Origin of the sequence: Nocardiopsis sp. NPDC006198 (assembly GCF_040613895.1) — a bacterium.
Classification (GTDB): domain Bacteria; phylum Actinomycetota; class Actinomycetes; order Streptosporangiales; family Streptosporangiaceae; genus Nocardiopsis; species Nocardiopsis tropica.
Window position 1 is genome coordinate 1 of sequence record NZ_JBEXSY010000130.1, and the last position, 3542, is coordinate 3542.

Sequence of the window (3542 nt, forward strand, 5' to 3'; positions counted from 1 at the left end):
GGGCGCCCCCCCCCCCCCCGGGGGGGGGGGCGCCCCCCCCCCCCCCCCCCCGGCCCGGGGGGGGGGGGGGGGGCGGCCCCCCCCCCCCCCCCGTCCCGGCGCCGGTGTCACCGTGTGACGCTCACGGGGCACATGAAGTTTCGCCTCGGGGTGCCTGGAACCGCCGGGGCTACTGGCGGTAGTTCTCGACCTCGGAGGCGGGGCGGACCCGCGCCTCGTCGGGGTCCTGGCCGAACTCGCTGCGGGCCCGCCGCTGCCGGAGCAGGTCCCAGCACTGGTCCAGCGCGGCCTCCACCTCCTCCATGCGGCCGCGTTCCTCCGGCTCCAGTCCCCCGGGGGCGGAGCGGAGCGCGTGCTCCTCGTCCATCAGTCCCCGGATGGTGGCCATGATGTCGTTCTCGGCGCTTTCGCTCATACGGCCATCGTCGGCTCGGCCGGTGGCGGGGGCAAGGCCCCCGGCCCCGGGCTTGCCCAGATCAGACCGGACGTTTACGGCCCGGGACGGCGAGGCGATCGACCCTCGTTCGTCTGGGAAACTCCTACTACGGCCGCATTGACCACCACGCGCACGGGGCCGGGACGGCGGAATGCGTTCCACACCCCCGCGGTTGGATACCTGTAGGGGGTATGGTAATGGCATCTGGGCAGGAACAACACGGAAGCGGGACCATGGCTGCGACCCACGGTTACAGCAACGACAAGCAGAGTCACATCAACCGGCTGCGCCGGATCGAGGGACAGATCCGCGGGCTCCAGCGCATGGTCGAGGACGACCAGTACTGCATCGACATCCTGACCCAGACGTCGGCCGTGAACAAGGCGCTGCGGTCCTTCTCCCTCGCCATCCTCGACGAGCACCTCAAGCACTGCGTGGCCCACGCCGTCGCCAACGGCGGCGAGGAGGCCGACGAGAAGGTCCGCGAGGCGTCCGAGGCCATCGCCCGCCTCGTCCGCTCCTAGGAGGCGTCCCCGGACTTCCCCGCGACGCGGCCGGACACGGCCCGGGCGGCCTCCGGAGCCCCGACGGCCGGGCCCCGCCCGGGGCCCGGCGCACGCCGCCGGCCCGCGCGGCCTCAGTCCTCTCCGTAGCGCTCCCGCTCGTTCTCCAGCAGGCGCGCCCCCTCCTTGCCCGTGGTCGCGGCGTCCAGGTAGTCGACCGCCTCGTTGGCGACGAACGACGAGGGGCGGCCGTCGTCGGCGAAGCCCAGCCGCGACACCTCTCCGCCGGTGAACGCCCGGATCCCCCAGTTGGCCAGGATGCGGGCCCGGGCGGTCGGGGACGGCACCGCCATCATGTGGTAGCCGCGGGTGACGCCCAGCGCGGGGAGGCCGGTCAGGTCGAACTTGAGGACCCGCGCGAGCGCGTCCCTGCCGCTCAGGTCCACCACCAGTCCCATGTCCTTGTGCCGGAAATCGCGCAGCGGACGCCCCAGCAGGGAGGCGACCACGTTCTCCGCGACGGTGGCGGCCTGGCGGGTGGCGTACTGCGCGGTCGGCGGGCAGTAGGCGCCGCCGTCCTGGGCGAGGTTGGGGACCGCCGCGGCGTCACCGATGGCGAACACCTCCGGGACCCCGGGCACGCGCAGGTCGGCGTCCACCTCCAGGCGGCCCCGCTGGGTGGGCCTGTCCAGGGTCTCCATGAGCGGGCTGGGCGAGACGCCCGCCGTCCAGATCAGCGTCCGGCAGGGCAGGGCCCGGCCGTCGGTGAGGACCACCTTGTCGGCGCTCACCTCGCGCACGGACACCTTGAGCTTGACCTCGATCCCGAGGGAGCGCAGCAGGTCGAGCGCCTTGCGGCCCAGCCGGTCGCCGAGCTCGGGCAGCACCTTGGGTGCGATGTCGACGAGGTGCCAGCGGATCACCGAGCGCAGCTCCGGGTAGCGCTTGGCCGCCTCCTGGCAGAGCCGCATCAGGGAAGCGGCGGTCTCGACGCCGGTGTAGCCCCCGCCGACCACGACGAAGCGGCAGCGCTCCTCCCGCTCGGCGGGGTCGCGGGTGTCGTTGGCCAGTTCCAGCTGGGCGAGGACGTGGTCGCGCAGGAGCACGGCCTCCGCCAGGGTCTTGGCGCCGTAGGCGTGCTCGGTGAGCCCGGGGATGTCGAAGGCCCGGGTGAGTCCCCCCGGCGCGAGCACCAGCCGGTCGTAGCGGAGGGGCGCGAGCTCACCGGTGGGCCGGCGGACGAGGACGACGCGGTCACGGGTGTCCACGCCGACGGCGTGTCCCGGGACGAGCCTGGTCTCCCTGGTGAGCCGGTGCACGGACATGGCGACCGACTGGGGTGTGAGCAGCCCTGAGGCGACCTGGGGCAGCAGCGGGCTGTAGAGCATGTAGTCGTGCGGGGCGACGAGGGCGATGTCGGCCGCCCCCGCCGGGATACGGCGTTCGAGGTGACGCAGGGTGTGGAGTCCACCGAAACCTGCGCCGACCACCACGATCCGAGGCCGAGACATATACACCGCTCCTTCTCCGTGTCGTGGTACGGGACGTCATGGCGTGTCTGGGGGACGTTGGACGCAGGCGTACCCACTATCACCGCGGCCAAATGTACGACCGGAGGAGGCGATCCGGGACGTTTCCCGCCGGGGGTCCCGGGGACTTTGTCGCCTCTTGGCCCGGGACGGGAAAGGCATACGCGTCCTTCATCCCCGCGAAACCCCGGGATGACCTGCGATCCGGAACACTGGTGACTGTATGTAACGACACGATCACGAAACGTGTCGCCGCCTGACCTGGAAGGAGCAGTGAAAAAGCATGCGTGCGTTCACCAGGATCGCCGCCACCACCGCCCTGGCCGGAGGACTGACCGTGCTCGGCACGGGCGCCGCCCTCGCCGCCTCGGCGGAGGGCCCCGGGGAGTGGTCTCCCCACGGGACCTTCGAGGCCGTCACCGTCCAGGCCCTCGTGGACTGGATCGACGGCAACGCCTCCGACCCCGGGAAGGACGCCGACCCCGTTCCGGCGGACGTTCCCGCGGAGGAGGCCCCCGAGGGCGCGCAGGGGCCGACCGGTCCCGCCGGGCCGAACCAGGGGAGCCCGGCGCAGGAGGCGCCGGTCCAGGAGGCTCCGGCACAACAGGCGCCCGGACAGGGGGCCCCGGACCAGGAGGCTCCGGCACAGCAGGCGCCGGGCCAGGAGGCACCCGGACAGCAGGCGCCCGGCTCCGCCGCCGAGGACGGCGCCCCCGGCGGGGCGACCGGCCCCGTGAGGCCGCAGGAGGACTCGCCCGCCGACGCGGACGCCCCGGCGCAGGCCCCGGCCGGTGTGGTCGAAGCCCCGTCCGAGGCCACCGCGGAGGAGGCGCCCGCCGACGCCGCCGCCCCGGCGCAGGCCCCGGCGAAGCCCGCCGACGCGATCGGCGCGCGGCCGTAGGCGCGCCGCCGGGAGACCCCTCCGCGGGGAGTCCCGGCGCACTCCCGTGGGGGGCGGGGACGGGCGGCAGGCCGGCACATGCCTCCCCCTAGGAAGGAACAGCCATGCCACGGGTAACAGTCGACGTGCCGGACCTGAGCACCGTGCGGCGCATCATGGGAGAGTGGCTTCAG

General features: G+C 73.8%; 4 protein-coding genes. 2 read left to right on the forward strand and 2 right to left on the reverse strand.

Annotated elements, in window-relative coordinates:
- Positions 1-169 precede the first annotated feature (169 nt).
- A complete protein-coding gene (locus ABZ234_RS33880; RefSeq protein WP_267948784.1) occupies positions 170-415 on the reverse strand; it encodes a DUF2630 family protein in 246 nt (81 codons plus the stop codon).
- A gap of 254 nt (positions 416-669) precedes the next feature.
- On the opposite strand from ABZ234_RS33880, the gene ABZ234_RS33885 reads away from it, so the two are divergent.
- Complete coding sequence (locus tag ABZ234_RS33885) at positions 670-960, forward strand: metal-sensitive transcriptional regulator (protein ID WP_267948783.1); 291 nt, start codon at positions 670-672, stop codon at positions 958-960.
- Between the two features lie 113 nt (positions 961-1073).
- On the opposite strand, the gene ABZ234_RS33890 is transcribed toward ABZ234_RS33885, so the two are convergent.
- On the reverse strand, positions 1074-2450 hold the full coding sequence (locus ABZ234_RS33890; RefSeq protein WP_355014763.1) for an FAD-dependent oxidoreductase: 1377 nt from the start codon (positions 2448-2450) through the stop codon (positions 1074-1076).
- 301 nt (positions 2451-2751) lie between these two features.
- On the opposite strand from ABZ234_RS33890, the gene ABZ234_RS33895 reads away from it, so the two are divergent.
- Positions 2752-3369, forward strand: a complete 618-nt coding sequence (locus tag ABZ234_RS33895; protein ID WP_355014764.1) for a hypothetical protein — start codon at positions 2752-2754, stop codon at positions 3367-3369.
- Positions 3370-3542 lie beyond the last annotated feature (173 nt).

Bases quoted from the DNA above. Each gene is read 5' to 3' on its own strand.
- ABZ234_RS33880 (WP_267948784.1), bottom strand. From the start codon at position 415: ATGAGCGAAAGCGCCGAGAACGACATCATGGCCACCATCCGGGGACTG.
- ABZ234_RS33885 (WP_267948783.1), top strand. From the start codon at position 670: ATGGCTGCGACCCACGGTTACAGCAACGACAAGCAGAGTCACATCAAC.
- ABZ234_RS33890 (WP_355014763.1), bottom strand. From the start codon at position 2,450: ATGTCTCGGCCTCGGATCGTGGTGGTCGGCGCAGGTTTCGGTGGACTC.
- ABZ234_RS33895 (WP_355014764.1), top strand. From the start codon at position 2,752: ATGCGTGCGTTCACCAGGATCGCCGCCACCACCGCCCTGGCCGGAGGA.